This window comes from Streptomyces sp. NPDC006385 (genome assembly GCF_040612485.1).
Classification (GTDB): domain Bacteria; phylum Actinomycetota; class Actinomycetes; order Streptomycetales; family Streptomycetaceae; genus Streptomyces.
The window spans coordinates 1-25,844 of the sequence record NZ_JBEXQG010000065.1 but is presented as its reverse complement, the minus strand read 5'-3'; the positions used below and the strand labels follow the sequence as shown (position 1 = coordinate 25,844).

Genomic DNA, 25,844 nt, shown 5'->3' with positions numbered 1-25,844 from the left:
GGACCTTAATCCGGGCCGCGCCGACTCCTAGCGTCGCTGCCATGAACGCCACCACCACGCGCGGCGCCCTTCTCGCCGCGCTCGCCTGCGTCCTCGTAGGAGTGTCCTTCACCGCCAACAGCCTGCTCGGCGACTACCCGTACGCCGGTGGCCAGTTCCTGCGCTACGCCCTCGCCTGTCTCCTGATCGTCCCCCTGGCAGGGCGGGGTGCCATGGCCAGGCTGCGCGCGCTCGCCGCCCGCCAGTGGGCCCGCCTCGCGCTGCTGGCGGGCGTCGGCATGGTCGGCTTCAACCTGGCCGTGATCGCCGCCGAGCGCACCGCCGAACCGGCGGTTCCCGGTGTCTTCGTCGGCTGCGCGCCCGTGGTCGTGGCCGTCCTCGTCCCCCTGCTGGACGGGCGCCGGCCCCGACGCGTCGTCCTGTACGGGGCGCTGCTCGTGGCTGTCGGCGCCTTCACTGTCCAGGGCTGGGGCCGTACGGACGCCACCGGCATCGCCTTCTCCGCCTGCGCGCTGGCCGGTGAGGTCGGTTTCGCGGTCCTCGCCGTGCCCGTACTGCGCCCCCTGGGCCCGCGGCTGCTGTCCGCCACGGTGTGCGCGATCGCCGCTGTCGAGTCCGCGGCGGCCGGGGTGCTCCTGGAGGGCAGCGCGTGGCTGAGGCGTCCGGACACCACGGAGAGCCTCGCGCTCCTGTGGCAGGCGGTGATCGTGACCGTCGTCGGCTTCGTGTGCTGGTACATGGGCATGCAGCGGATCGGCGCCGAGCGCGCCACGCTCTTCTCCGGCCTCATCCCGGTCGCCGCCGCCTGCACCGCCCCGCTCGTCGGAACCGGCTCCTACGGCGCCGTCCAGGCCCTGGGCAGCGCCCTGGTCGGCACCGGCGTCGCCCTGGGCTCCGGCGCGTTGACGCGCGCCCCGCGCGGATCAGCGGCTGCCGTCGAGGATGACGCGCGCGACCAGGGCCGGGTCGTCGTTCATCGGGCAGTGGCCGCAGCCGGGCAGCCTGACCAGCCGCGCCCGGGGAATGATCTGCTTGGCGCGCACCCCCTGACGGCGCACGAGCAGCCGGTCCCGGGTCCCCCACGCCACGGTGACCGGGATGCCGGGGATGTCGTCGGTGAACTGGACGCTCCGCCCGGCCCGCAGGGTCTGGTCGAACCCCGTGGCACCCGCCAGCGCGAGCGTCTCGGCGACCACGGCCTCGGGTGAGCGTCGGCCCGGGTGGGCGTAGATCGTGCTGGTCAGGACGGTACGGCCGGCCGCCGACCTGGAGAGCTGCTCCACCAGGGGCAGCGGCAGCCGCCGGGAGATGTGCCGCATCGCCAGCAGCACTGCGAAGGCGTAGCGCCGCTCGGCCGCGGACCAGAACCCCGCGGGGGAGAGCGCGGTGACGGACCGCACGAGCTTCTCGCGGCCGAGCTCCAGCGCGATCAGCCCGCCCAGCGAGTTGCCCACCACATGCGGCCGCTCGAGCTCCATGGCCTCGCAGAAGGCGCCGAACACGGCCGTCGTCGTGGTCAGGTCGTAGGCGAGGTCGTCCGGCAGCCCCGGAGACGCCCCGAACCCCGGCAGATCCACGCAGATCACGTCGCGCTCGGCCGCGAGGATCTCCACCACCGGGTCCCAGACCTGCCGGTGGTGACCGATGCCGTGCAGCAGGAGCAGAGGCTCACCGCTGCCCACGCGCGCGTAGTCGACGGTCACGCTCTGCGGGCCGCGGGGAGAGGGGACCTTGAAGGAGACGGTGGCGGACATGGGGTGCTCCTCGTCTGGGGACACGCTGACGGACGGCCGTAGACAGCTTGTCAGCAATTGCTACCGACGGGTAGACCCCGAGCGCGGCCTGCCTCGGGCGAACGCCCAGGCCCCAACATGCCCTGGTCGCCCAGGGTTTGGGCGACACGTGCCCGAGGTCGCCGATTTCGCCTGGACACGGCCGGACGCGTCGGCTGGGATGGTGCGGTGACCACCGACACCGAGACCGACGTCTTCGAAGACCACCGCCCCGTCCTCCTGGGAGTCGCCTACCGCATGCTCGGCCGCGTCGCCGACGCGGAGGACGTGGTGCAGGAGGCGTGGCTGCGCTGGTCCGGCGCCGACCGGTCCGTCGTGCGCGAACCGCGCGCCTACCTGGTGCGCGTCACCACCCGCCTCGCCATCGACCGGCTGCGCCAGATCAAGGCGCGGGGCGAGTCCTACGTAGGCCCCTGGCTGCCGGAGCCGTACGTCACCGACTTCGGGGACACCGTCCCGGACACCGCGGAGCGGGCCGTGCTCGCCGACTCCGTCTCACTCGCCGTCCTCGTCGTCCTGGAATCGCTCTCGCCGCTGGAACGCGCGGTGTTCGTCCTCAGGGAGGCCTTCGGCTACCCGTACGCGGACATCGCCGCCATGCTCGACCGCGGCGAGGCGGCGGTGCGCCAGCTCGCCGGACGGGCCCGCAAGCACGTCGACGAGCGGCGGCCCCGCTACGAGGTCGACCCCACCCAGCGCCGTGACCTCACCGAGCGGTTCCTGGCCGCGGCCGCGGAGGGTGACATCGAGGGGCTCATGGCGCTCCTGGCCCCCGACGTCCGCCTCGTCGGCGACAGCGGCGGCAAGGCCAAGGCGCCGGTGCGGGTCCTGGAGACGGCCGACAAGGTGGGTCGCTTCCTCATCGGCACCGCCCGCAAGAGCCTCGCCGACGTGTCGTTCCGGTTCCTGGAGGTCAACGGCGGCCCGGCGTTGCTCGTGCTCGCCGGCGACAAGCCCGACTCCGTCTTCCAGCTGGACGTCCTGGACGGCCGCATCCAGGCGGTCTACATCATGCGCAACCCCGACAAACTCCGGTCACTGGCAACGGCGTAGATTCCGCCGCCGCGCGACGCTCGTGGCGGCTCCGCGCCGCTCCCGTGAACGTTCCCGGCGATTGGTATTGACCAAGGATGAGGGCCGCCTTATGGTCGCAGAGAAGTGCAACAACCTTTAATAAACAAGGGCGCTAAAAGGCCTCCGGGCCACGGCGATTGCGGAGGACAGGGTGGGGACTACGCAGCTGGAACCGGTGCCGGAACCGAAGTACTGGCACCTGAGGACCGTGCTCAGCGAGGCACTGGACTCCGAGTTCACCGTGGGCGAGATCCTGCCCAACGAGCGCGACCTCGCGGCCCGCTTCGGCGTCGCCCGGGCCACGCTCCGCCAGGCACTGGAACAGCTCGAACTGGAAGGCAGGCTCCAGCGCCGCCGCGGTGTCGGTACGACCGTCGCGCCCCCGCGCGTGGGCGTGTCCGTCGGCACCGAACAGCACGCCTGGCCGGGCGCGACCGACGACGTCTGGCGGCCTGCGGACTGCACACAGGGCGTCGCGCCCGCGTCCGTCGCCGACGCCCTGGAGTGCGGCCGGGACGAGCCCGTGCACATCGTGCGCCGCTCCCGCGTGACGCACGGCCAGCCCGTCGCCGCCGAGCTGCTCTACGTCCCGCAGCCGTCGGTGCCCGACCTCTCGGCCATCGACGCGCCCTCCGGAGCGGCACGCGCGCGTGCCGTGCTGCGCGAGCTGCAGCGTCTGGAACTGGCGGGTCAGGAGAGCGCCGTCGAGCTGGGTTCGGCCCGCGCGGACGACGCCAAGGAGCTGGACCGGCTCCCGGGGGCGCCCGTCCTCGTCGTCACCACCCGCTACCTCGCCGAGGGGCGCACGGCCGCGCTCTCCGTGGCCACGTACCGGGCGGACACCTGCCGGCTGACGTTCGGCGACTCCGGCCGCGTGGAGATCCACCAGGACCCGGAGCGCCGGGCGTCCTGACCGCCGTACCGACACGACCCCGCGCCCCGGATCCGCTCCGGGGCGCGGTGGGTTCGCCGGCACCGTCAGCGCCGCGCGGTCACCGTCCCCTCCACCGCGAACAACTGCTCCTCCACATGGTCGAGTGCGAGCCGCAGCGCGCCCATCGCCACCGCCGCCTCGCCGAGAAGGGACAGGGCGACCTTCGGCGGCCGCAGGCAGTAGCGGGCGAGTTCGCGCCGCAGCGGCTCCAGCACGCCGTCCAGACCGGACGCCCACCCGCCGACGACGACCAGCTCTGGGTCGAGGGCGAGGACGAGGGCGGCCACGTCGTGGACGAGGCGCCGGATGAAGCGGTCGACGGCCGCGCGGGCCTGCTCGTTGCCCTCGCGTGCCTGGGCGAAGACCTTGGCGACGGCGTGTTCGTCGAGGGGGCGCAACGGCTCGTCCGTGGTGGACAGCAGGGCCTCCGGGGTCGCCTCGCGGCCCAGCAGATGCAACGCGCCGATCTCACCGGCCGCCCCGCCGAACCCCCGGTGCAGCTGCCCGCCGATCAGCGAACCGGCGCCCGGGCTCAGCCCGGCCAGCACGAACACCACGTCGTCGGACTCGGTGGCCGCGCCCTTCCAGTGCTCGGCGACCGCCGCCGCGTTGGCGTCGTTCTCGACGAGCACCGGGCACTTGAAGGACCGGCTCAGCCGCTCGCCCAGCCGCAACCCCGTCCACTCGGGCAGCGCGGCGCCCAGCCGCACGGTGCCGTCCGCGTCGACGATGCCCGGCGTCGCGACCCCCACGGCCCGCAGCGAGCCGCGTGCGACACCGGCCCGGCGCAGTAGTTCGGCGACGGCCGTACGCAGCCGTTCGAGCCGCTCGTCGGCCGGAGCCGTCTCGTCGACGTCCTTGGCGATGGTGCCGAGCACCCGTCCGTCCAGGTCGGCGAGGAGCGCGGCGACCCGGTGCGAGCCGATGTCCAGGCCCAGCAGATGCCCCGCCTCGGCCCGGAACCGGAACCGCCGCGCGGGGCGCCCCTGCCGCCGGACGACGCTCTCGTCGGCCGCCTTCTCGACGACGTAACCCGCCTCGATGAGCCCCTCGACGACGCCCTCGACGGTGGGCCGGGACAGCCCGGTCACCCGGGTGATCTCCGTCAGCGTCGCGGCGTCCGTGGCACGCAGCGCGTGCAGCACCACCGCGGAGTTGATCCTTCGCAGCAGCGAGGGATCCCCGCCGGTCAGCCGCGCCAACGTCCGTCCTCCCAGCTCGTGCGCATGTGGGCCGGATGGTACTCGCCGCGGCGGACCCCGGCGAGTGCGGGGCACGCACCGCCCACCGCGCGGGGCTCACCCCGGGGCCACGAATCCCGACTCGTACGCCGTGATCACCGCCTGCGTGCGGTCCCGGGCCCCCAGCTTCGCCAGGACGGCACTCACATGCGACTTCACCGTCTCCGTCCCGACGACGAGCCGGGCGGCGATCTCCGCGTTCGACAGGCCGCGCGCCATCAGCCGCAGCACCTCCGCCTCCCGCTCGGTCAGCCGGGCCCGCTCCAGCAGGGCGCGCGCCGCCCGGTTGCCGCCGTCCTCGCCGTACTGGGCGGCCAGTTGCCGCACCGAGGCCGGGAACAGCAGCGACTCGCCCTCGGCGACCAGCCGGACCGCGTGCACGATCTCGGCCGGCCGGGCGCGCTTCAGCAGGAACCCGTCGGCACCGGCCCGCAGCGCCTCGTACACGTACTCGTCGTTCTCGAAGGTGGTGACGACGACGATCTTCGGCGGCTCGTCGACCGTACGCAGCACCGCGCGCGTGGCCTCGATCCCGTCCAGCAGCGGCATACGCACGTCCATGGCGACGACGTCGGGCCGAAGCCGCCGAACCAGCGGAATCACCGCCGCCCCGTCGGCCGCCTCCCCGACCACCTCGATGTCCGGCTGCGCTTCCAGCACGGCCCGCAGACCCGCGCGTACGAGGGGTTCGTCGTCTACGAGGAGAACGGTCACCGGCATCCGGCCAGCGTAGATCACCTCAGCGGCAGCTCCACATGTACCTGCCAGTCGCCGTCGTCGGGGCCGGTCCGCGCGCTACCGCCCAGCAAGGCGGCGCGCTCGCGTATGCCGCGCAGACCACTTCCCCGGCCGGGCCCAGGTATGTCGGAGTCGAGCGGGTTGCGGACCTCCAGGTCGAGCCTGCCGTCGACCACCGCCATACGGACGCGGACGGCGACCGAACCGGCGTGCCGCAGCACGTTGGTCAGCGACTCCTGGAGGATGCGGTAGCCCTCGCGGGAGACCGGGCCGGGGATCGTCTCCAGCGGGCCGGACACCTCCGCGTCGACCTTCGCCCCGGAGGCGCGGGCGGACTCCAGCAGGCGGTCGGCGTCCGCGAGCGTCGGCCGGCCGCTCACCGGTCGTTCCGACTCGCGCAGGATGCCGAGCACGCGCTCCAGGTCGTCCAGCGCGGCCCGTCCGGTCTCCTCGATCGCTGCCAACGCGCGGTCGGTGAAGGCGGGGTCGCCCGCCGCCCGGGCGGCGCCCGCCTGCACCACGGCGACGGTCAGCGCATGGCCGATGGAGTCGTGCAGCTCGCGGGCGATGCGCGTGCGCTCCAGGAGCTGCTCGGTGCGCTCCTCCAGAGCGGCCAGGCGCTCGGCCGGGGACGGGCCGAGCAATCGGCGGGCGAGCGCGGTGACCAGCTCTCCGAGGCCGACCACACCGGCGTACAACGCGATGAGGGGGACAGGCGCGAGGAGAGCGTACGACCAGTGCGGACGCGCGATCCGCAGGATCGGCTCGTCGAGCTGCGGGTGCCCGAGGGCAGCCGAGACGAACATGACCGAAAAGACCGGCAGCCAGACGGTCATGAACCCGGCGACCCAGCCGAGAAGCATGCGGACTTCCAGCCAGAGCACGGTGCGAAACCGGTCCGCCCAGGTCGCCGAAGGCGCCGCCGAAATCCCGGAGTCCGGTTCGCCGGGCGTCAACAGCAGCCGCGCCTGGACGCCTTCGCCCAGACGCACGGCCGGGATCAGCCCCACCGGGATCAGCAGCAGCGCGGGCACCCACGGAATCGACGGGTCGATGAACATCCACACGCTGACGACGAGCATCGGCACCCACAGGTGCAGCAAGCGCGTGTACGTCGTCCCCCGAAGCAGCGGGCGCAGAAGGCGGGCCATTTCGTCATCGTGCCAGTCACCACTGACAGCGAACCTCCCCCGCTCGGGGGAGACGATCACCACCGGTGGGGGAGGCCCCGAACCCGTGCCGGCGGCCAGGCTGCTCCCATGACCAGCATCGACGTCCACGACCTGACCAAGGAGTACGGCACCCGGCGCGCGGTGGACCACCTCACCTTCAGCGTTCGCCCCGGCCGCGTCACCGGCTTCCTCGGCCCCAACGGCGCCGGAAAGTCCACCACCATGCGCCTCGTGCTCGGCCTCGACCGGCCGACCGCGGGAACCGCCACCATCGGAGGCCGCGCCTACGCGTCCCTGAGTGAACCCCTGCGCCACGTGGGCGCGTTGCTCGACGCCCATGCCGCGCACGGCTCCCGCACCGCCCGCGACCATCTGCGTGTCCTGGCCGCGAGCAACCGCATCCCGAACCGGCGCGTCGACGAGGTGCTGGAGGAGACCGGGCTGGCGTCGGTGGCGCGGCGCCGGGTGAAGACCTACTCCCTGGGCATGCGTCAGCGGCTCGGCATCGCCGCCGCTCTCCTCGGTGAGCCCGAGGTGGTCCTGCTGGACGAGCCCTCCAACGGTCTCGACCCCGAAGGCATCGTCTGGATCCGGGAGTTGATGCGCCGCCTGGCGGGGGAGGGGCGTACGGTCCTGGTCTCCAGCCATCTCATGAACGAGACCGCCTCCTTCGCCGACCACCTCGTCGTCCTCGGCCGGGGACGCATGCTGGCCGACACCCCGATGCGGGAGTTCATCCACGCGCGCGTGCGGCCGAGCGTGCGGATCCGGACGACGGACGCCACCGCACTCAAGACCGCCCTCGCCCGGCACGGTCACGACGCCGTCGAGCACCTGGCCGGGCACTGGACGGTGCACGACGCGCGCGTGGACGACATCGGCCGCATCGCCTCGGAGGCCCGCGTGCCGCTCCTCGAACTCGCGGCCGACGAGGGCACGTTGGAGCAGGCCTACTTCGACCTGACCGCGACCGAGGCCGAGTTCACCGCCCAGCACCAGGAGACCTGACCATGGCATTCGCACCCGTACTCCACACGGAGTGGCTCAAGATCCGCACGCTCCGCTCGCTGCCGGGAGCGCTGCTGGCACTGCTCGCGGTGACCACCGGCTTCTCCGCGGTGGCAGGCGCCTCCACCACCTCTGGCCCGGAGTTCGACCCTCTCTTCATCGCACTGTCCGGAATCCTGCCCGGCCAGATCGCGGCCATCTCGTTCGGTGCGATGGCCATGTCGGCCGAGTACCACGGGGGCGCGCTGCGGGTGTCGCTCGCCGCGGTGCCGCAGCGCGGACGGTGGTTCGCCGCCAAGATGACGGCCATCGCCGTGCCGGTCCTGCTGGTCGGACTGGTGTCCGCCTTCGCCGCCCTCGTCGTGGCGCGGGCGGCGATGGGAGGCGCGGCGAGTGGGCTCACCGCGGCCGAGCAGGTGCGCGGGGTCGTGGGCTGCGGGATCTACGTCATGTCGATGGCTCTCTTCGCGGCGGGCCTCACCGCTCTGCTGCGCAGCGGCGTGGCCACGCTCTCCCTCCTGATCCCGCTCGTCCTCGTGGTGTCGTTCGTCATCGGCGACGCCGCGGGCACCGTCGCGGACTTCCTGCCCGACAAGGCCGGCCAGATCGTCATGTACCAGACGTACGACGGCACTCTCGGGCCGTGGTCGGGACTGACGGTGACCGCCCTGTGGACGGTGGCGGCGTTGCTGGCGGGGGGATGGAGCGTGGGGCGCAGGGACGCCTGACGGCACGCCAATTGTCAGTGGGCCCGGGTTTACTGGACCACATGAACATCGCACGGCACCTCGCCCTCATCGACGAGCTGTGCTTCCGTCCCTTTCCGGCGGAGCACGGCCCGTCGGACGTCGGCGACGGCGGGCCCGGCTACCACGTCGTGGTGCTGGAGAGAAGCCAGGGCGACTGTGGGACGCGGGCCGCGACGGTGGAGCAGTACGAGAAGTACCGGGACGCCTTGTACGAGGTGCTCGCCTCCCGCTGGGGGGACACGGATCCGTTCGGCCTGCAGGGTGTTCTGCTGCGCACCGCCCTGGAGGAGATACCCGAGCCTTGGGCCTCGCTCAGCGCACGCGCTCGTGTCGCCCACCTCTGGGAAGCGGAGGGCACGGGGCGTTGGGTGGTGGTGGCCGTCGCCGACCAGGACGGGGCCGACGACGTCCAGCTCCTCGCGGTGGTCACGGACGTGGACCCACCGTGACCGTCAGGCTTCCGCCGCCCTCCGCAGCCGTGCGAACTCCTCCGCCATCGTCTGCGCCGTCCAGTGCGCGTTCAGCCCGCTCGGATTGGGCAGCACCCACACGCGCGTGTCCCCGATCACCCGCTCCTGCGGACCCACCTGGGCCCTGCGGTCGTCGAACGCCGCCCGATACGCGGTGACCCCCACGACCGCGAGCCAACGCGGCCGCAGTCGCGCCACCTTCGTCGCCAGCAGCCGCCCGCCCTCGCGGTACTCCTCGGCGCCCAGCTCGTCGGCCCGCGCCGTCGCCCGCGCGACGACGTTGGTGATGCCCAGCCCGTAGGACGGCAACTCCCCTTGCTCGGACGGCTTCAGGAGCCTCGGCGTGAAGCCCGACAGGTGCAGCACCGGCCAGAAGCGGTTGCCGGGCCGAGCGAAGTGATGGCCTGTCGCGGCCGTCATCAGACCGGGGTTGATGCCGCAGAACAGCACCCGAAGGCCGTCCGCGACCACGTCCGGGACGAGTCGGTCGCGGGCGGCCTCCAGCTCCGTCTGAGTGAAGCGCGTCATTGGGAAGTGCCGGTCGATCGGGAAGTGCCGGTCATCGGGAAGTGCGGATCATCGGGATGTGCGCGTCATTTCGTGCCGGGCGTCAGAGGATCGCCCCGGGCGTGTAGCCCGCGGCCTCCGGACGCTGCTTCACGATCTCCTCGATACGGCCCACGACGACGCCGACCTGATCGGCGGCGGCCCCCGTGAAGGAGAGCTTGTCGGCCATCAGCGCGTCCAGCCCGTCGCGGTCGAGCGGGATGCGCTCGTCGGCGGCCAGCTTGTCCAGCAGCTCGTTGCGCTCGGCGCCCCGCTCGCGCATCGCGAGGGCCGAGGCGACGGCGTTCTCCTTGATCGCCTCGTGCGCGACCTCCCGGCCCACACCCGCGCGCACCGCGCCCATCAGCACCTTCGTGGTGGCCAGGAACGGCAGGTAGCGGTCCAGCTCCCGTGCCACGACCGCCGGGAAGGCACCGAACTCGTCGAGCACCGTCAGGAACGTCTCCAGCAGGCCGTCCAGCGCGAAGAACGCGTCCGGCAGCGCGACCCGGCGCACCACGGAGCAGGACACGTCGCCCTCGTTCCACTGGTCGCCCGCAAGCTCGCCGGTCATCGAGGCGTAGCCGCGAAGGATCACCATCAGGCCGTTCACGCGCTCGCACGACCGCGTGTTCATCTTGTGCGGCATCGCGGACGAGCCGACCTGGCCCGGCTTGAAGCCCTCGGTCACCAGCTCGTGCCCGGCCATCAGCCGGATCGTCTTCGCCAGCGACGACGGCGCCGCCGCCAGCTGCACCAGCGCGGTCACCACCTCGTAGTCCAGCGAGCGAGGGTAGACCTGGCCGACCGAGGTGAACGCCTGCGCGAAGCCCAGGTGCCCGGCGATCCGGCCCTCCAGCTCCGCCAGCTTCGCCGCGTCCCCGCCGAGCAGGTCCAGCATGTCCTGCGCCGTGCCCACCGGGCCCTTGATGCCGCGCAGCGGGTAGCGGCCGAGCAGCTCCTCCACGCGGCCGTACGCCACGAGCAGCTCGTCGGCCGCGGTCGCGAAGCGCTTGCCCAGGGTCGTGGCCTGCGCGGCGACGTTGTGCGAGCGGCCGGCCATGACCAGCTCGCCGTACTCACCGGCCAGCTTGCCCAGGCGGGCGAGCACGGCCACCGTACGGTCGCGCATGAGCTCCAGGGAGAGGCGGATCTGGAGCTGCTCGACGTTCTCCGTGAGGTCGCGGGAGGTCATGCCCTTGTGCACGTGCTCGTGCCCGGCGAGGTCGTTGAACTCCTCGATCCGCGCCTTCACGTCGTGCCGCGTGACCTTCTCGCGCTCGGCGATGGAGGCCAGGTCGACGGTGTCGAGGACGCGCTCGTAGTCGGCGATCGCCTCGTCCGGCACCTCGATGCCGAGGTCCTTCTGGGCCCGCAGCACGGCGAGCCAGAGCTGACGCTCCAGCTTCACCTTCTGCTCGGGGGACCAGAGCGTGGCGAGCTCGGTGGAGGCGTAGCGTCCGGCGAGGACGTTCGGGATGCGGGGCTTGGCGGGCGCAGAAGTCACGTGTACGGAGTTTACCCGGCGGCCGGCGGGGCCCAGCGCCCCGCCGTCGGAGCGAGGCCGTCGGCCGAATGCGGGCGATCGAGTGAATTCCCTGGCCGTAGACGCGTCCTGGGTCCCTGGGCCCTCTATTTCTCGTTCATAGTCACCAGGTCGTGGTGAGTGTGAACGTGCGACATCACGACTCCTGCGATGACCTGCGAATCCCAGCAATCGACGAGACCGCGTCAATGAAACGACGTCGGCTTCCCCACTCCGCCTGAGAGAAAGACGACGAGAATGCGACAGGCCCTGACCAAGGGATTGATTGTGGCCGCTGCCGCGACAAGCGCCCTGTCTCTATGCGGGCCTTGGGCGTCCGCTGCCCCACGCGTGCAGGGGACCATGGTGAACTCCGCCGCTGTGATGTCGGGCCGTTCGGACCTATGGGAGCCGGACGGGCTGCACGAGCAGATGGATGACACATTCGGCAGGATGGATGAAAAATTCGGCGAGATGCGCGAAAGATTCCAAGAGCTGGATGACCGGCTCAACGGAATGAATCCAGGGCCGTCCACGTCCGAGAACGTCACCTCCTCATCCGGCAGCTCCGGCTACAGCTCCGAGAAGCCGAGCCACCACGGTTACGGCACCGAGAAGCCGAAGGAAAACGGCTACGGCACCGAGAAGCCCAAGGAGAACGGCTACGGTTCCGAGAAGCCGAGCCACCACGGTTACGGCAACGAGAAGCCGAAGAAGGACGACGGCTACGGGTCCGAGGAGCCGAGCGGCTACGGCTACGGGTCCGAGGAGTCGAGCGGCTACGGCTACGGGTCCGAGGAGCCGAGCGGCTACGGGTATGGCTCCGAGGAGTCGAGCGGCTACGGCTACGAGGAGGAGGACTACGGCTACGGCTACGGCTACGAGCGCCCGCACAAGCCGGAAAAGCCGAAGCCGGAAAAGCCCCACAAGCCACAGCCTCCGCAGAAGCACCGGCCGACGCCTCCCCCGGCCAAGACGCCGCCCGCCAAGCCGCATCACCCCAAGATGCCCGAGACCGGCGCCGAAAGCGTCATCGGAGGCGTTGCCGCGAGTGGCGCGCTTCTGGTCGCCGGAATTTTCCTGTACCGGCGAAGCCGGGCCGCGGCCCGTCAGTAGCGCACCTCAGTGACAGCGCCCGGCGCCCCACCAGGCACCGGGCGCTGTCCCGCTCAGCGGCCCTACGCCATCGGTCCCTCGTACGGCCGCAGCTCGGGCCGCTTCGGTGGGAGCCCGTCCCCGGAGGACCGCCCCGTCAGCCGCCGCGCGATCCACGGCAGCAGATGCCGGCGCGCGAACCGCACGTCCGCGACCCGCCGCGTGACCCACCCCGGCGGCAGCGTGGCCGGCAGCGGCGTGCGCCACTCGGTGTCCTCGGGGTCGTAGCCGAGCGCCTGCCACACGGCCTCCGCGACCCGGCGATGCCCCTCGGCCGTCAGATGCAGCCGGTCCACGTCCCACAGGCGCGGGTCGCCGAGCGACGGAGCCCCGTACAGGTCGACGACGATCGCGCCGTGCCGCTCGGCCAGCTCGTCGACGCAGGCGAACAACTCCTCCATGCGCGGCCGGAACCGTTCGAGGACCGGCCCCTGCCGCCCCGGGCTGCGCATCAGCACCAGCTGCTTGCACGCCGGAGCGAGCGTGTCCACGGCCTCCTCCAGGAGCCCGCGCACCCGCCCCATGTCGCACTTGGGCCGCAGGGTGTCGTTGAGCCCGCCGACCAGCGTGATCACATCGGCGCCCATCGCGGCCGCCACGTCGACCTGCTCCTCGACGATCTGCCCGATCAGCTTCCCGCGCACGGCGAGGTTGGCGTACCGGAATCCGGGCGTGTGAGCGGCCATCCGGCCGGCGAGGAGATCGGCCCAGCCCCGGTAGGAGCCGTCCGGGAGCAGGTCCGACATGCCCTCGGTGAAGGAGTCGCCGACCGCGACCAGGCTGGTGTGAGTGGGGTTCGTCCGCATGGCGTCAGCGATGGTATCCCGGGTTCCATACCCAGCGGTCGGTAGGCCCGGACGCCGCCCGCCCCCGGGCGCCGCCCGCCCCCGAGCCCTCGCACGAAGGGCCTCAGGTCCGCTGCCCGAACAGCTCCCGCAGCACGTCCTCCATGGTCACCAGCCCGGCCAGCCGCCCGTCGCGGCCCAGCACCGCCGCCAGGTGCGTACGGCTGCCGCGCATCGCGGTGAGCACGTCGTCCAGCGGTGTGCTCTCCCGCACGCGCGCGATGGGCCGCATGTCCCGCACCTGGAACGGCACGTCCCGCGGGGAGGCGTCCAGCGCGTCCTTCACATGCAGGTAGCCGACGATGCGGCGCCCCGCGTCGACGACCGGGAAACGGGAGAAGCCCGACTCCGCCGACAGCCACTCCAGCTCCTCCGGCGTGACGCCCACGCGCGCGTGCACGACGCCTTCCAGCGGGAGCACCACGTCACGCACCGGCCTGCGGCCCAGTTCCAGGGCGTCGTGCAACCGCTCCCGGGCACGCTCGTCGATGAGTCCGGCCTCGCCGGAGTCGCGCACCAGCCGGGCCAGTTCCGCGTCCGAGAAGGTCGCGGTGACCTCGTCCTTGGTCTCCACGCGCAGCAGCTTCAGCAGCGCGTTGGCGAAGGCGTTGACCGTGAAGATCACCGGCCGCAGCGCCCGGGACACCGCGACCAGGGGCGGGCCGAGCAGCAGGGCGCTGCGCACCGGCTCGGCCAGCGCGACGTTCTTCGGCACCATCTCGCCGAGCAGCATGTGCAGATACGTGGCCAGCGTCAGCGCGATCACGAAGGAGACCGCGTGCCCGGCGCCCTTCGACACGCCGATCGCGTGGAACACCGGCTCCAGCAGGTGCGCGATCGCGGGTTCCGCCACCACACCGAGCACCAGCGTGCACAGCGTGATGCCGAGCTGCGCGGCCGCCATCAGCGCGGACACGTGCCGCAGACCCCACAGCACGCTCTTGGCACGCCGGTCGCCCTGGTCGGCGTACGGCTCGATCTGCGAGCGCCGCACCGAGATCAGCGCGAACTCGGCGCCCACGAAGAAGGCGTTGACGACCAGGGTCAGGAAGCCGATGAACAGTTGTACGGCGGTCATCGCCCCTCCTCCGCCTCGTGGCCCGGCGCCTCGTCGAGCGGCGCGTGCAGCAGCACCCGGGCGGCTCTGCGGCCGGTGGCGTCCACCACGTCGAGGCGCCAGCCGGCGACCTCGACGCGGTCACCGACGGCGGGGATGCGGCCGAGCCGGGTCGCGACGAGCCCGGCCAGGGTCTCGTACGGCCCCTCCGGCGCCCTCAGCCCGAAGCGGGCGACCTGGTCGACGCGCGCCGAACCGTCGGCCGAGTACAGCGTCCGGCCCTCGTCGTCGCTGCCCGCCGGGGCGATGTCGGGCGTCTCGTGCGGGTCGTGCTCGTCGCGGACCTCGCCGACGACCTCCTCGACGATGTCCTCCAGCGTGGCCACGCCCGCCGTGCCGCCGTACTCGTCGATGACCACCGCCATGGTGCGCTTGCCGGACAGCCGGTCCAGGAGCCGGTCGACGGTCAGCGTCTCGGGGACGAGGAGCGGTTCGCGCATCAGCTCGGCGACGGAGACACGAGGGCGGCGCTCCGCGGGCAGCGCCAGGATGTCCTTGATGTGCGCGGTGCCCACGACCGAGTCGAGGCTGCCGCGGTAGACCGGGAACCGGGACAGCCCGGTCGCCCGCGTCGCGTTCGCCACGTCCTCGCAGGTCGCCTGGGCCTCCAGGGCGATGACCTGGACGCGGGGGGTCATCACGTTCTCCGCGGTCAGATCGGCCAGGTTCAGCGTCCGTACGAAAAGCTCGGCGGTGTCCGCCTCCAGGGCGCCCTCCCGGGCGGAGTGCCGGGCGAGGGCGGCCAGCTCCTGGGGGCCGCGCGCGGCGGCCAGCTCCTCGGTGGGTTCCACGCCCAGGCGACGCACCACGCGGTTCGCCATGTTGTTCAGGTGCGTGATGAAGGGGCGGAAGATCGCGCTGAACCAGCGCTGGGCGTTCCCGACGCGCTTGGCCACGGCCAGTGGCGAGGAGATCGCCCAGTTCTTCGGGACGAGCTCGCCGACCACCATCAGCACGACGGTCGACAGGGCCGTACCGATCACCAGAGCGATCGAGCCGGCCGTCGAGCGCGAGATGCCGAGCGACTCCAGCGGGCCCGCGATCAGCCGGGCGATCGACGGTTCGGCGAGCATGCCGACGACCAGGTTGGTGACCGTGATGCCGAGCTGTGCGCCGGAGAGCTGGAACGTCAGATTCCGTACGGCCTTCCTGGCACCCGCAGCGCCCCGCTCGCCGCGCTCCACGGCCCGCTCCAGCTCGCTGCGCTCGACCGTGGTCAGCGAGAACTCGGCCGCGACGAAGGCGCCGCAGGCGAGCGACAGCAGGATCGCCACCAGAAGGAGGAGCACTTCGGTCATCGGGACACCTCCGTCCCATCGTCGGACAGGGCGGGGAGGATCGCGCGATGTCGGGTACCGGGAGGCTCGCCCATGGGCGGACGCTCACACCTTTCATGGGGGACCGGAGTGATCCCTCATCGGGGGACCGAAGCGTCCCCCGGCAGTAAAGGGCGGGTAAATTGTGTCAGTCGGTGAGGTGCTTCACCCACCGACGCCAGTGTTCCTCGGGCGTGTACCCGGCTGCGCGCCAGGCATGATGCGCGGTCTCGTTGCGCTTGAGCACCATCGCGTCACCGCGGCGGCCACCGAGGCGTACGAACCTCTCCTCGGCGGCGGCCAGCAGTGCCGAGCCGATGCCCCGGCGGCGGCGCTGCGGATGCACCGCCAGCCGGTACAGATGACAGCGCCAGCCGTCGAAGCCCGCGATCACGGTCCCGACCAGCTCGCCCTCCAGCTCCGCCAGGATCAGTGCCTCGGGATCGCGGGCGACCAGCCGCTCCACGCCGTCCCGGTCGTCGCTGATGCTCGTGCCCTCGGCGGCCGTCTTCCAGAAGGCCAGCACGGTGTCGAGGTCGTCGGCCGTAGCGGCCCGTATCCGCAGATCAGTCATGGCCCCGATCCCACCACGGGCGGCGGGACGGGAGGCGGAATTCCGGTATTCGGACACCTACTTGCCGCGCAGCCGCGCCAGCACCGGGGCGAACGCCTCCATGCTCGGTTCGAGGACGGTCAGATAGGTGAACCCGTACCGCTCGCGCTGTGCCAGCACCTGGGCGGTCATCTCCGCCACGGTCCCGATCAGACCGATGGGCAGCTCCAGGACCTGCTCGGGAGTGAGGTACGGGACCCGTTCCATCAGGGGCCGCACGGCCGCCTCGCGGTCGTCGGTGTCGAGCACGAACTGGATGAGCAGGTTCAGCTCCGCCGGCTCCTCGCGGCCTGCCGCCAGCTCGCGGTACAGCGCGACCCGCTCCTCCAGTTCTCCCGCGAGCATCACCTCCAGCTGTCCCGTCGAGCTTCCTCGAACCGAGCGGGCGCCGGTGAAGGCCGCGATGTCGGCGTGCTCGGCGGTGAGGCGCAGCACGCGGTCGCCGTTGCCGCCGACGAGCAGCGGCACACGGGACCGCCCCCGCACCGGCTGCGGCATGGGGGCCTCCCCGGCCTCTGTGGCCTCTCCGGTCTTCCCGGCCTTCCCGGCATCTCCGCCCGGGCGCAGCCGGGAATGGGGGAAGTCCGCGGCGTCGAGCAACCGGTACAGCTCCTCGATCGTGTGCCGCAGGTGGTCCACGCGCTCACCGGGGGAGAGCCACGGCAGCCCCGCCGAGTCGTGCTCCGCCTTCACATAGCCGGTGCCGAGGCCGAGTTCGAGTCGCCCGTCCGTCAGGGCGTCGGTCGTCGCCACCTCGCGGGCGAGCAGGGCCGGGTTCCAGAAGCCCGCGTTCAGCACGAACGTGCCCAGCCGGGGCCGCTCGGTCGCCTCGGCCGCCGCGACCAGGGCCGGGAACGGCGCGGGCATGCCCAGATGGTCGGGGACCAGGATCACGTCGTAGCCGAGTTCCTCGGCCCGGCGGCACTTGGCCCGCCACTCGTCTGCCGGGGCGGGGGTCATGAGATTGACGCCGAAGCGGAACGGGCGCGGAGTCACCGGACGCGACACGAACTCTCCTCACCTGCATGGGACTTGAGTACCTGCCGCGATTCCATCACTCGTGCGCGATGGCCGCCAGCACATTCATGCGCGATGCACGCAACGCCGGCAGCAGCGCCGCCACGACGCCCACGACCGCCGAGCCGATCACCACCGCGACGATCGTGCCCCAGGGGATCGCCAGCGCCGTCATGCCCTGCAGCGCCAGCACCTGCTGGGTGCACACACCCCACACCAGCCCCAGCGCGAGCCCCAGCACCGCGCCGAACACGGCGATCACCACCGACTCCAGCCGGATCATCCGGCGCAGCTGCCGCCGGGCGAGCCCGATGGCCCTGAGCAGCCCGATCTCCCGGGTGCGCTCGACGACCGAGAGGGCGAGGGTGTTGACCACGCCGAGCACCGCGATGATGATCGCGAGCCCGAGCAGCGCGTACACGAGGTACAGCAGCACGGCGATCTGGTCGTGCACCAGTTCCTTGTAGTCGGCGATGTCCCTCACCTGCACCTGCGGATACGGGTCGAGCGTCGCCTCCAGACCGGCCCGCAGGTCGTCCGCGCCGGTGCCCGAGGCGGCGTTGACGTACACGGCCGCGTCCTGCCCGCCCGGCGCGTACCTCTCCAGCGTGGCCAGGCCGAAGTAGATCCCGCCCTGCGTGCCGAACCCCTCGGCGGACTCCTGGTCGGTCAGGGCGCCCACGGTCAGTTCGGCCCGGCGCTCGCCCTGGAACTGGACGGGGACCGTGTCGCCGACGCGCACGCCGTGGTCCTCGGCGAAGTCCTTGTCCATGGCGAGGCGCCCGTCCGCGAGCGCGGCCGCGGTGTCCCCTTGCGCGTAGGTGATGTTGGCGACCTCGTCGAGCTCGGGTTCGTAACCCGCGGCGGTCGTCTGCACACGGTCGCCGTCGGGGAGACGCAGCGCGATCGTCGTGAACTGCGAGCGCACGAGGAGCCCCACGCCCTCGGTGTCGCGGATCTTCTCGGTGATCTCTCGTGGGAAGGGCACGAAGTTGCTGTTCTGCACGACGAAGTCGGCGCCCAGCGTCTTGTCGATCTGCTGGTCGAACGACTTGGTCATCGAGGCGCTCGCCACCGACATCCCGCCGACCAGCGCGAGCCCCACCATCAGGGCGGCGGCGGTGGCCCCGGTACGGCGCGGATTGCGCAGGGCGTTGCGCTGGCTCATCCGGCCGATCGTGCCGAACAGCGCGGGGAAGGCCCCGCCCAGGACCCGGATCACGGGCCGGACGAGCAGCGGTCCCGCGATCACGGTCGCGACGAGGGTCAGGACGACGCCGAGACCCAGCAGGGACGCCGCCGTCGACGTCCTCGACGACACCGCACACCCCACGAGCGCCGCCGCACCGGTCGCCCCGACGACCGAGCCCACCACCGCGCGCATCCGCAGCGGCCGCCCGATGTCGGCGATCTCTGCGTCCGCGAGGGCCGCCATCGGCGACACGCCCGCCGCCCGCCGGGCCGGGAGGTACGCCGCCACGAAGGTGACGCCGAGGCCGACGACGTACGCGGTCACCGGCGTCCCCCAGCCGATGACCATCTCGTCGGCCCTGATGTTCATGCCCATCAGGCCCATCAGCTCGATCAGTCCGACGGCCAGCCCGATGCCGGCCGCGAGGCCCGCCGTCGAGCCGACCAGCCCGAGCAGCAGCGCCTCGATCAGGACCGAGCGCCGCACCTGGCGCCGGTCCGCGCCGAGCGCCCGCAGCAGGCCCAGCTCGCGGGTGCGCTGGGCGATCAGCATCGAGAAGGTGTTGACGATCAGGAACACGCCGACGAGTACGGCGACCCCGGCGAAGCCGAGCATGACGTACTTGATGATGTCGAGGAACCCGCCCAACTGCTCGACGTCCGACTTGGCCTGCTCGTCGGCGGTACGCAGCTCATAGGTACCTGTCCCGGTACCGGTCCCGGTGCCGGTCGTCGTGCCGTCATCGGTGCCGGCGTCGGTGCCGAGCGCGGCGGCCACGCGCTGCTTGAGCTCGGTGTCGCTGACGCCCTCGGCCGCGTCGACCGAGATGCTGGTGGCCGCCTCAGGGTCGCCCAGCAGTCTCGTCTGCGCGGCGGCGGGGTCGAAGAAGACGAGGGCGGCACCGGGGTTGGTGGTGGTGAACGTGACGATGCCGACCACCTCGACCGGGAAGGAGCCCTCCTGCCCGATGACCGTGAGACGGTCGCCGATCCGCACGTCCTTGCTGTCGGCGGTGTCCGCGTCGACCAGCACCTGCGCGTCGCCCTTCGGCGCGTGGCCGGAGGTGAGCTCCACGGGGCTGCGCTCGGTCGGGTTCCAGGCGGTGCCGATCGTGGGGGCGCCCGTGGTCGGGCTCACCGACTCGCGGTCCTCGTCGGCGACGGTGATGCCGTCCACGTCCACTTCCGCGCGGGCCGCCGCGACACCGTCGACCTGGGCGAGACGGTCGGCGAGCGACGCCGGCAGGGTCAGGGTCTGTCCGGAGGGGACCGTCTCGTCGAAGGTCTCCTTCGGTGTGATGGTGACGTCCGCGGCCGTCGAGGCGAACAGCCGGTCGAAGGTGCGGCTGACGGTGTCCGAGAAGATCAGGCTCCCCGCGACGAACGCCACGGACAGGATCACCGCCAGGGCGGACAGCAGCAGTCGCCCCTTGTGGGCGAGGAAGCTGCGGAGCGTCGCCCTGAGCACGAGGTCAGCTCTCCTCGGCGGCGGGCGGCTCGGTCGGCGCCGGCGCGTGGTCCTCGGCCGGTATCGCCCCCGGCGCTGGCCCGCTCTCCCCGAACGGGCCGCGGATCACGTCGAACCGCTTCATCCGTTCCAGTACGGCCTCCGCCGTCGGCCGTTCCATCTCGTCGACGATCCGCCCGTCCCCCAGGAAGAGCACCAGGTCGGAGTGGGCGGCGGCGCCCGGGTCGTGGGTGACCATGACGACGGTCTGCCCCAGCCGGTCGACGGCCTCCCGCAGGAAGCCGAGCACCTCGAGGCCGGCCCGTGAGTCGAGGTTGCCGGTCGGCTCGTCCGCGAAGATCAGCTCCGGCCGGGAGGCCAGCGCCCGGGCACACGCGACGCGCTGCTGCTGGCCGCCGGAGAGCTGCGACGGCCGGTGCGCGAGCCGGTCCCGCAGCCCGAGCGTGTCGATGACCTGGTCCAGCCACTTCTCGTCGGACTTCTTGCCGGCGATGTCCATGGGCAGGGTGATGTTCTCGGCCGCGTTCAGGGTCGGGATGAGGTTGAACGACTGGAACATGAACCCGATCCGGTCCCGCCGCAGCCGGGTCAGCTCACGCTCCTTCAGCCCGGTGATCTCGGTGTCGCCGAGCCACACCTGCCCCGCCGAGACGTTGTCGAGACCCGCCAGGCAGTGCATCAGCGTGGACTTCCCGGAGCCCGACGGCCCCATGACCGCCGTGAAGCGGCCGCGCGCGATGTCCACGTCCACCGAGTCCAGGGCGAGCACCGTCGTCTCACCCGAGCCGTACGCCTTGGTCAGACCGCGGGCGCGGGCCGCTGTCCCGTCGGCCGACGCGGGGCTCGGCGTGTGCTCCGCTGCTGCTGTCGACAAGACCGCCTCCTCACGGACGTCACGAACACCTCGTCCCCGTCGAGCGTAATGTGATCCATCGCACACCCGGAATCCTTCCGAGGTCCCGGTCCGTCTCCGTCCCAGGTCGTGCCCCCGATATCGATGTAAGGGGCACCCTCCACCCGTGCCGGTGCCCGGCGAGCCCTTGCCGGTGCTAGCGCCTCGGCGCTAGCTTCGAAGTATGGCGAAGACCCAGTTGAACGTGAGAGTGGACGAGGGCACCGCCCGAGCTGCCCGCGAACGCGCCCTGGCCCGAGGCCTGAGCGTCAACCGCTACATCGAGGAGCTGGTCAGGAAGGACACCGGTGAGGTCGGCCATACGTTCGTGGAGGCCGCCGCCGATTTCATGAAGCAGTACGAGTCGGTGTTCGCCGAGGAGTTCGGCCCCGACGGCACCCCGTCGGAACGCACGCGCGAAGGTCGCCACTGATCCCTTGAGTCATCTGAACATCGACCTTGCCTGGCTGCTGATGCTCGCCGAGAAGAGGACACCGGGGGACCCCCAGGTCACCGACTGGGGAGCCCTCGTCGCCGCCGTCGCGCGCCATCAGGCCGAGATCTTCGACGTCCCCGTCTACGACACCCCGCACGCCCGGGCCGCCGCCCTGCTCCAACTGCTCATGCACATCCCCGCGTTGGAGCGCTCCAACGCTCTGTTCGCCTCCGCCGTCGCCTACGCCTACCTCGTCGCCAGCGGCCTGAAGGTCGTCACCTCGCCCGAGCGGGTGCGCGAACTGGCCCGCCTCGTGAAGGGCGGTGAGGCATCGGTGCACGACATCGCGCGGGAACTGCGGCAGTGGAGCCTGTGAGGCGGTGACTACGCACCGATCCGCGGCCGCCACGCCGTGCCCAGCACGCAGTACGACGCGGGCAGCACCGGCCCCTTCTCCGGCATCATCACCCGCCGGTAGGGGCCGAGTTCGAAGCCTGCCTCCCGCAGCGCGGCGACCGGCTCGCGCGAGAGATGGCAGCCGCCGCTGATCAGCGGCCACACCGTCCGGTCCAGCGCGCGCTGGGTGAAGGTCATCGCCCGCCCGCCGCCCCGGCCGTGCTCGAAGAACCGCACGACACCGCCCGGCCGCAGCACCCGCCGTACCTCACCGAGCGCCCGCGGTACGTCCCGTACGCTGCACAGCACCAGCGAGAGCACCACCGCGTCGAACGCCTCGCTCTTGACCGGCAGCGCCTCCGCCGCGCCCGGCACCACGTCCACGGGCACCTCGGCACGCAGCGCGGACTCCACCGCCAACTGCCGCAGCAGCCGCTCCGGTTCGATGGCGACGACCTCCGAGACCGCACTCGGATAGTGGGCGAAGTTCAGGCCGTTGCCCGCGCCGATCTCGATCACCCGGCCGGACAGCCCGGCCAGCAGCCGGTCGCGTACCCCGCCCATGCCCATCCGAGTCTCGGCGTTGACACTGATCCGGGCATAGAAACGGGCGAACAGCGGGTGGTGCACGGCATCCCGCGACACCTTGCCGGAGCCGGCGGACCGTAGGGCCATGGGGACCTCCCGGGCGGATCGGGACTCACTTCCGATTCTCCCCCGTACGGGGCCGACGCACCCCCGCTGTCTGTGCGGTCGCCTCCGGCTCAGCCGATGAAGCCCCGGACCCGCTCGTACACCCCGTGATCGTTGTTCATGTCGGTGTGCGCGACGCAGCCGACCTCGACGTTCGTGGCTCCGCTCAGGATCGCGGTGGTGTCGGGCGTGAGCGCTTCGTCGCAGTTCGACCAGTAGCTGGCGTACGACACCCCGCCCGGGGTCTCGTCGCCGGAGTTCAGCGCGGTCAGGAACGAGCTGCCGGTGTTCATCTCCGCGCAGGAGGTGTACAGCCACGCGCACCACGAGGCGGTGCTCGTGCCGTGGTTCACACCGGCCGTGGAGACGAAGTCGTCGACGTACGACGTCCCGCCGAGGTTCTTGAGGTAGTAGCGGGAGCTGAGCGCGCCCATGGAGTGGACGACCAGGTCGACCTTCGAGGCACCGGTCCGGGCGAGCACGTCGCGGATCTCGGTCGCGAGCTGCCGGGCGGTGGTGGCGTTCGACTGGGCCCAGTCGTACGACCGGGCGTTGAGCTCGGCGGAGGTGTATCCGTCGGCCTTGAAGTAACCGATCCAGTCGCCCCAGGTGCTCGCCGAGCTGCTCAGGCCGTGCACGAAGACGACGGGATCGCGGGTCGCGGCGTGCGCGGGTGTGGGGGAGAGGGACGCTGACAGCAGGAGCGATGCGGCCAGGGCCGTCAGGGCCGTGGCGATGCGACGCTTGTGGCGCTGCATGATGCCTCCTGGAACGTGTGGGGTTGCCAGGAGTGTCGGGTCGGGTCTACGCGCGCCGCATCGGTGAAATCGCCGGTCTTTACGGTTCAATTAACTCGCCAGTAACGTGATGGGTGTGGTGACTCCGGTGAACCCCCCACCTCTTGAACGCGCTTCGCCACCGCAGGTCACGGACGCGTGGCGACAGCAGACCGCCGCCCTCCCCGAAGGCGTCCGCGTACGGGTGTTGCGCGCCGTGTACGGCGATCCGCGCGCCGCCGCCGAACTGGTCCCGCGCCTGACCGACCGTCAGGCCTCCGGCCTCGACCCGCTGCCCACGGAACCGACGGAGCTGGCCCCGTCCCTGCTGCGCGAACACCGGGCGAGGGCAAGGGCGTTACCGGACGACACGCGCCTGCTGCTGCTTCTCGCCGCCGCCGACCAGTACCCCGTCCCCACCGACGCCTTCCTGCGCGCCGTCATGGCCGCCCGCCTCGACACCCGGCCCCTGGACGCGGCCGAGGCGGCCGGCATCGCGCACGTGGGAGCGGGCGGCGTGGTGTTCCGCGACGCGTGGACGCGTATCGCGGCCTACGAGACGGGCTCCCCTGCCGACCGCCGCGACGTCCACCGTCTGCTGGCCCGGGTGCTGAGCGGCGAGGGCGAGACGCCGTGGCGTTCCTGGCACCGGGGCGCGGGCGCCCTCGGGCCCAGCGGGCGGCTGGCGGCGGAACTCGGCGCGGCCGCGGGCAAGGCGGCGGACGCGGGGCGGCTCTCCCTGGCACGGGCTCTGGCGGAGCGGGCCGCCACGCTCTGCCCCGAACCGTCCGAGCGGGCCCGCCTGGTGGCCCGGGCCGCGGCGTACGCCTGGCGGTCGGGCGACGGGGACCGGGCCCGCAGGCTGGCCGCCGCCATCTGCGACGGCGCGCTGGGCGGCGTGCTCGCCCTCCGGGCGGGGAACGCGTCGGAGGCGTTCGACGCGCTGCTGACGGCGGTGGCCGCCCGGCCCTCCGCCCCGACCCCTCCTGAGCCCGCGACGCCCCCGGTGGGCAAGATTCGCGTGCCGTCGGCCGCCATCACCACCCCCGCCTCCATACCCGTACGGTCTGCCGGCTCCGCCGGGTCGACCGACACCGCCACCCCCAGCCCCGCAGTCCACCTCCTCGCCCGCGCCACCGAAGCCGCCGTCTACACCGGGGACATACGCCGCCTGCGTGAGGCCGCCCGGGTCGCCGGACGGCTCGGGGTCGTGCCGCCCGGCACGCTGAGCGGGCTCGTGGCCGCGTTCGACGGGCGGTACGAGGACGCACGCGACCTGCTGAAGGCGGCGGCGGGGCGGTGCGGACCGGGAGGTGACCCCACCGTCCTCATCCACGCCGGGATCGCCGCCCTGCTCCTCGGCGACCACACCCGCGCCGCCACCGCGACCGTCCGCGCGGCCGCCTCGGCCCGGGCCAGGGGCACCCCGGTGACCGTGGCACAGGCGATGGAGTTCCGCGCGTACGCCGACTTCTGGACCGGCCGCCCCCGGGTCGGCGAGGCCACCGCGGCGGAGGCGCTGTGGCAGGCGCACGCCACCGGCCAGGACAACGGCGCCTGCCATCTGCAGGCCGCCCTCGCCATGTTCGCGGCGCTCACCGCGGACGCGGACCTGTGCCGCGAACGCGCCGCGAGCGCAAGGTCGTTCGCCCTCGCCCGCGGACTGGGGCTACCCGCCGCCCTGGCCCAGTGGGCGCTCGCCTTCCTCGACCTGAGCAGCGGCCGCTTCGCCGCCGCGGCCGCCCGACTGCGCGCCCTTGCCGCGTTCGGCCCCGGGCACGGCCACCGCGCCATCCGCCACCTGGCCACCCCGCACTACGTCGAGGCCGCCGTCCGCACCGGGGACACCCGGATCGCGCGCGTCGCGCACGCCGACTACCACCGCTGGGCCGACGCCGTGCGCAGCCCCGACGACCTGGCCCTGAGCGCCCGCTGCCGCGCCCTGCTCGCACCCGGCGCCGAGGCGGTGGACCACTACCGCACGGCCCTCGACCTGCACGCCCACGGCACCCGCGACTTCGAACGCGCCCGCACGGAGCTGCTGTTCGGCAGCGCCCTGCGCCGACTGCGCCGCCGCACGGAGGCCCGCGACCGACTGCACAGCGCCCTGGAGGCGTTCGACGCCTTCGGTGCTCCCCACTGCGCGGCCCAGGCCCGCACCGAACTCCGCGCCCTGGGCGCCCCGGCCGCCTCCGCACCGGCCGGCCCCGACAGCCCCGTCACCCGACTCACGGCCCAGCAGCTCCTGGTCGCCCGCATGGCCGCCGAGGGCGCCACCAACCGCGAGATCGCCGCCCGCCTCGCCCTCAGCCCGCGCACGATCGACCACCACCTGCGAGGCGTCTTCACCCGCCTGGGCATCCGCTCCCGCATCGAACTGGTGCGGCTCATCGCCGAGGGCGGCGAAGACGAGGCCCCCTAGGCCGTGTCGTGGTCACCCGGCGACCGCCTCCGCACCGGCGCACACCTCACGGCGCCTCCCGCCTGCGGAACCCCTCCGCGTCCCACGTCCCGAACAGCCGCGGCGCCAGCCAACCCGGCGCCGCGCCACGGAAGTCGGCGGGGGGCCGCGCGCCCGCCCCCGCCCGCCGCGCCCCCCCCAGCCGCGCCCCCCCCCCCACCGGCCGGGCCGCGACCATGCAACCGGGCGCCCGATCCCGGGGCGCGGGCCCGCGGCCG

Annotated in this window: 24 protein-coding genes and 2 pseudogenes; 10 read left to right on the top strand and 16 right to left on the bottom strand. The window is 72.5% G+C overall.

What is annotated here, in order from left to right; all coding sequences use genetic code 11:
- Window positions 1-41: 41 nt before the first annotated feature.
- A pseudogene (locus tag ABZ078_RS34625) lies at window positions 42-878 on the top strand (DMT family transporter); the annotation flags it as partial.
- A gap of 45 nt (window positions 879-923) precedes the next feature.
- Here the strand turns inward: ABZ078_RS34625 and ABZ078_RS34620 are convergent.
- Window positions 924-1,754 carry an alpha/beta hydrolase gene (locus ABZ078_RS34620; RefSeq protein ID WP_356581957.1) on the bottom strand — a complete coding sequence of 277 codons (831 nt, stop codon included), beginning with the start codon at window positions 1,752-1,754 and terminating at the stop codon, window positions 924-926.
- A 207-nt stretch (window positions 1,755-1,961) separates the two neighbouring features.
- Here ABZ078_RS34620 and ABZ078_RS34615 point away from each other — a divergent pair, with 207 nt between their 5' ends.
- Together ABZ078_RS34615 and ABZ078_RS34610 are read left to right on the top strand one after the other, a co-directional pair.
- Window positions 1,962-2,846, top strand: coding sequence for an RNA polymerase sigma-70 factor (locus tag ABZ078_RS34615; RefSeq protein ID WP_356581955.1), 885 nt, complete (start codon window positions 1,962-1,964; stop codon window positions 2,844-2,846).
- A 172-nt stretch (window positions 2,847-3,018) separates the two neighbouring features.
- Window positions 3,019-3,780, top strand: coding sequence for a GntR family transcriptional regulator (locus tag ABZ078_RS34610; protein WP_356581953.1), 762 nt, complete (start codon window positions 3,019-3,021; stop codon window positions 3,778-3,780).
- A 65-nt stretch (window positions 3,781-3,845) separates the two neighbouring features.
- Here ABZ078_RS34610 and ABZ078_RS34605 read toward each other — a convergent pair whose 3' ends face one another.
- The 3 genes from ABZ078_RS34605 to ABZ078_RS34595 all read right to left on the bottom strand — a co-directional run bounded on the left by ABZ078_RS34605 (window position 3,846) and on the right by ABZ078_RS34595 (window position 6,931).
- Complete coding sequence (locus tag ABZ078_RS34605; RefSeq protein WP_356581951.1) at window positions 3,846-5,003, bottom strand: ROK family transcriptional regulator; 1,158 nt, start codon at window positions 5,001-5,003, stop codon at window positions 3,846-3,848.
- Window positions 5,004-5,099: 96 nt separating this feature from the next.
- On the bottom strand, window positions 5,100-5,762 hold the full coding sequence (locus ABZ078_RS34600) for a response regulator transcription factor (protein WP_356581949.1): 663 nt from the start codon (window positions 5,760-5,762) through the stop codon (window positions 5,100-5,102).
- A 14-nt stretch (window positions 5,763-5,776) separates the two neighbouring features.
- Window positions 5,777-6,931 carry a histidine kinase gene (locus ABZ078_RS34595; RefSeq protein ID WP_356581947.1) on the bottom strand — a complete coding sequence of 385 codons (1,155 nt, stop codon included), beginning with the start codon at window positions 6,929-6,931 and terminating at the stop codon, window positions 5,777-5,779.
- A 108-nt stretch (window positions 6,932-7,039) separates the two neighbouring features.
- Here ABZ078_RS34595 and ABZ078_RS34590 point away from each other — a divergent pair, with 108 nt between their 5' ends.
- From ABZ078_RS34590 to ABZ078_RS34580, 3 genes are read left to right on the top strand one after another with little or no spacing between them, the layout of a single operon-like run.
- Window positions 7,040-7,960, top strand: a complete 921-nt coding sequence (locus ABZ078_RS34590) for an ABC transporter ATP-binding protein (RefSeq protein ID WP_356581945.1) — start codon at window positions 7,040-7,042, stop codon at window positions 7,958-7,960.
- Window positions 7,961-7,962: 2 nt separating this feature from the next.
- On the top strand, window positions 7,963-8,688 hold the full coding sequence (locus ABZ078_RS34585) for an ABC transporter permease (protein ID WP_356581943.1): 726 nt from the start codon (window positions 7,963-7,965) through the stop codon (window positions 8,686-8,688).
- 41 nt (window positions 8,689-8,729) lie between these two features.
- A complete protein-coding gene (locus ABZ078_RS34580) occupies window positions 8,730-9,158 on the top strand; it encodes a hypothetical protein (protein ID WP_356581941.1) in 429 nt (142 codons plus the stop codon).
- Window positions 9,159-9,161: 3 nt separating this feature from the next.
- Here the strand turns inward: ABZ078_RS34580 and mug are convergent, their stop codons facing one another.
- Window positions 9,162-9,707 carry a G/U mismatch-specific DNA glycosylase gene (mug, locus tag ABZ078_RS34575; RefSeq protein WP_356581939.1) on the bottom strand — a complete coding sequence of 182 codons (546 nt, stop codon included), beginning with the start codon at window positions 9,705-9,707 and terminating at the stop codon, window positions 9,162-9,164.
- An 82-nt stretch (window positions 9,708-9,789) separates the two neighbouring features.
- Entirely contained in the window at window positions 9,790-11,232 is a 1,443-nt protein-coding gene (gene purB, locus ABZ078_RS34570; protein ID WP_356581937.1) for an adenylosuccinate lyase, read from the bottom strand.
- Window positions 11,233-11,613: 381 nt separating this feature from the next.
- Between purB and ABZ078_RS34565 the strand changes: the two genes are divergently transcribed.
- Window positions 11,614-12,366 carry a hypothetical protein gene (locus ABZ078_RS34565; protein ID WP_356581935.1) on the top strand — a complete coding sequence of 251 codons (753 nt, stop codon included), beginning with the start codon at window positions 11,614-11,616 and terminating at the stop codon, window positions 12,364-12,366.
- Between the two features lie 62 nt (window positions 12,367-12,428).
- Here ABZ078_RS34565 and ABZ078_RS34560 read toward each other — a convergent pair whose 3' ends face one another.
- The 7 genes from ABZ078_RS34560 to ABZ078_RS34530 all read right to left on the bottom strand — a co-directional run bounded on the left by ABZ078_RS34560 (window position 12,429) and on the right by ABZ078_RS34530 (window position 20,846).
- Entirely contained in the window at window positions 12,429-13,211 is a 783-nt protein-coding gene (locus ABZ078_RS34560) for an SGNH/GDSL hydrolase family protein (protein WP_356581933.1), read from the bottom strand.
- A gap of 103 nt (window positions 13,212-13,314) precedes the next feature.
- Window positions 13,315-14,328 carry a hemolysin family protein gene (locus ABZ078_RS34555; RefSeq protein WP_356581931.1) on the bottom strand — a complete coding sequence of 338 codons (1,014 nt, stop codon included), beginning with the start codon at window positions 14,326-14,328 and terminating at the stop codon, window positions 13,315-13,317.
- On the bottom strand, window positions 14,325-15,665 hold the full coding sequence (locus tag ABZ078_RS34550; protein WP_356581929.1) for a hemolysin family protein: 1,341 nt from the start codon (window positions 15,663-15,665) through the stop codon (window positions 14,325-14,327). The genes ABZ078_RS34555 and ABZ078_RS34550 overlap by 4 nt, the downstream gene beginning before the upstream one ends.
- 166 nt (window positions 15,666-15,831) lie before the next feature.
- Entirely contained in the window at window positions 15,832-16,257 is a 426-nt protein-coding gene (locus ABZ078_RS34545; RefSeq protein WP_356581927.1) for a GNAT family N-acetyltransferase, read from the bottom strand.
- A 57-nt stretch (window positions 16,258-16,314) separates the two neighbouring features.
- Window positions 16,315-17,304, bottom strand: coding sequence for an LLM class F420-dependent oxidoreductase (locus ABZ078_RS34540; protein WP_356581925.1), 990 nt, complete (start codon window positions 17,302-17,304; stop codon window positions 16,315-16,317).
- A gap of 46 nt (window positions 17,305-17,350) precedes the next feature.
- A complete protein-coding gene (locus ABZ078_RS34535; RefSeq protein WP_356581923.1) occupies window positions 17,351-19,972 on the bottom strand; it encodes an ABC transporter permease in 2,622 nt (873 codons plus the stop codon).
- A 4-nt stretch (window positions 19,973-19,976) separates the two neighbouring features.
- Window positions 19,977-20,846 (bottom strand): ABC transporter ATP-binding protein, encoded by an 870-nt coding sequence (locus ABZ078_RS34530; protein ID WP_356581921.1) that lies wholly within the window; start codon window positions 20,844-20,846, stop codon window positions 19,977-19,979.
- 202 nt (window positions 20,847-21,048) lie between these two features.
- Between ABZ078_RS34530 and ABZ078_RS34525 the strand changes: the two genes are divergently transcribed.
- Both ABZ078_RS34525 and ABZ078_RS34520 read left to right on the top strand, forming a co-directional pair.
- Entirely contained in the window at window positions 21,049-21,297 is a 249-nt protein-coding gene (locus tag ABZ078_RS34525; protein ID WP_356581919.1) for a toxin-antitoxin system HicB family antitoxin, read from the top strand.
- Between the two features lie 4 nt (window positions 21,298-21,301).
- On the top strand, window positions 21,302-21,676 hold the full coding sequence (locus tag ABZ078_RS34520; protein ID WP_356581917.1) for a fic family toxin-antitoxin system, toxin component: 375 nt from the start codon (window positions 21,302-21,304) through the stop codon (window positions 21,674-21,676).
- Window positions 21,677-21,684: 8 nt separating this feature from the next.
- On the opposite strand, the gene ABZ078_RS34515 is transcribed toward ABZ078_RS34520, so the two are convergent.
- On the bottom strand, window positions 21,685-22,371 hold the full coding sequence (locus tag ABZ078_RS34515; protein WP_356581915.1) for a class I SAM-dependent methyltransferase: 687 nt from the start codon (window positions 22,369-22,371) through the stop codon (window positions 21,685-21,687).
- Between the two features lie 89 nt (window positions 22,372-22,460).
- A complete protein-coding gene (locus tag ABZ078_RS34510) occupies window positions 22,461-23,147 on the bottom strand; it encodes an alpha/beta fold hydrolase (protein ID WP_356581913.1) in 687 nt (228 codons plus the stop codon).
- Window positions 23,148-23,256: 109 nt separating this feature from the next.
- On the opposite strand from ABZ078_RS34510, the gene ABZ078_RS34505 reads away from it, so the two are divergent.
- Complete coding sequence (locus ABZ078_RS34505; protein ID WP_356581911.1) at window positions 23,257-25,587, top strand: LuxR C-terminal-related transcriptional regulator; 2,331 nt, start codon at window positions 23,257-23,259, stop codon at window positions 25,585-25,587.
- Between the two features lie 46 nt (window positions 25,588-25,633).
- On the opposite strand, the pseudogene ABZ078_RS34500 reads toward ABZ078_RS34505, so the two are convergent.
- A pseudogene (locus tag ABZ078_RS34500) lies at window positions 25,634-25,777 on the bottom strand (dethiobiotin synthase); the annotation flags it as partial.
- Between the last annotated feature and the right edge of the window lie 67 nt (window positions 25,778-25,844).